The 1571-nt window shown below is 61.9% G+C and carries 1 protein-coding gene; it reads right to left on the bottom strand.

Features of this window, described 5'->3' with window-relative positions; genetic code table 11:
* Nucleotides 1-188: 188 nt before the first annotated feature.
* Entirely contained in the window at nt 189-1469 is a 1281-nt protein-coding gene (locus EN969_RS30440; protein WP_063168179.1) for an acetylornithine deacetylase/succinyl-diaminopimelate desuccinylase family protein, read from the bottom strand.
* Nucleotides 1470-1571: the final 102 nt, after the last annotated feature.

The raw sequence follows: 1571 nt of genomic DNA, 5'->3' as shown, positions 1-1571 counted from the left end.
CGCCAGAATGGTTTTCCACAATTTCATCGTGCAACTCCCCATGCGTTCAGACACGTGCTCGAACCCGAGTGATAGAAGCGTGATTTCGCCACGGAGTAAATTGCGTTTCGTTCTGCCCCTTGGCGTGGCCGGGAATGTTTTTGTCCTGGCGACCGCATCGGCAGTCGAAGCTTGTCGCGGTGCACACCTTATCCCGTGGCTGTGCCGCGCAGCAGCACGTTGAGCCCTATCGCCATCACCTTGGCCGATTCCACCATGTCCGATATGCCGACCCATTCGTCCGGCCGGTGGGCGAGGTCGAGAATGCCAGGCCCATAAGCGATGCAATCATAGATATGGCCGATGCGAGCTATGTGCTTCTGGTCATAGGTGCCGGGCGAAATGACATAATCGGGTTCGCGGTCGAAGATCGCCATGATGCCTTGCGCAACCGCCTTGACCACCGGCGCGTCGCGCTCGGTCATCAGCGGCAGCACTTCCATCAGGTCGCGGATTTCATAGTCGAATTTTGTCCGCTCGCGTTTCAACCGGTCGAGAATGCCGGTCACTTCACCTTTGACGGTGTCGAGATCTTCCTCGAGCAGGAAACGGCGGTCGATGGTCATCCGGCAGGAGTCGGGCACGTTGGGCGACGGCAGGCCGGGCCGGAAATCCTCGGTCTGGCCGCCATGGATCGAATTGATGTTCATGGTCGAGCGTTTTGCTCCTTCGGGCACGACCGGCATGCGCGTCATCTTGCGGTCGAGCGCGGGAAACAGTTCGTCCTCGAAAGCCCGCAGCACGGCGCCCATGTGGCGCACCGCATTGTCGCCGAGAAACGGCATCGAGCCGTGCGCGATCTCCCCCTTGGTCTCGATCTCCGCCCACCAGACGCCACGATGGCCGAGGCAGATGCGGTCCTTGTTCAGCGGCTCGGGAATGATGACATGGTCGACCCTGGGTTTTGAGAAATAGCCGAGCCTGGCCAGATGCGCGACGCCGCCGAAGCCGCCGGATTCCTCGTCGACGGTGCCGGATATTTCGATGGCGCCGGGAAAATCGGGGAAGACTTCCAGGAAGGCCTCGGCTGCGATGATAGAGGCGGCAAGGCCGCCCTTCATGTCGCAGGCGCCGCGGCCATAGACCCTGCCGTCCCTGACGATGCCGGCGAAGGGATCGACGGTCCAGCCATCACCGGCTTCGACCACGTCGATATGCGAGTTGAAGTGGACGCAGGCGCCCGGCGACCTGCCTTCGGAACGGGCAACGACATTGACGCGCGGGTAGCGGTCGGTGTCGCCGGGCGTGCCTTCGGCGCGGATGAACTCGGTCTCGAAACCGCTCTTCTTCAGCCGCGCGCCGAGATATTCGGCGCATGGCCGGTAGGCCTCGCCGGGTGGATTGATAGTCGGAAAACGGATCAGTTCGGCGGTCAGCGCGACGACGTCGTCGCGCCTGTCATCGATTGCCTGGAGGAGTCGCTGGTTCATGCGCAGAGTTGAGCAGCGATCCCAGCGGTTTTGCAAGCCCGCCGGCGATCAAGCCGGTGCGGCGTGTCGTTGCGGCAACTATTGCGGGAAATCGTTCAAATT

Source organism: Mesorhizobium sp. M7A.F.Ca.CA.003.01.2.1 (genome assembly GCF_003998945.1).
In the GTDB taxonomy this organism is placed as follows: domain Bacteria; phylum Pseudomonadota; class Alphaproteobacteria; order Rhizobiales; family Rhizobiaceae; genus Mesorhizobium; species Mesorhizobium ciceri.
The sequence above is the reverse complement of the archived record's forward strand: the minus strand, read 5'-3'. Positions and strand labels throughout refer to the sequence as shown.

Coding starts and splice junctions, on each gene's coding strand:
- EN969_RS30440 (WP_063168179.1), bottom strand. CDS start 1,469: ATGAACCAGCGACTCCTCCAGGCAATCGATGACAGGCGCGACGACGTC.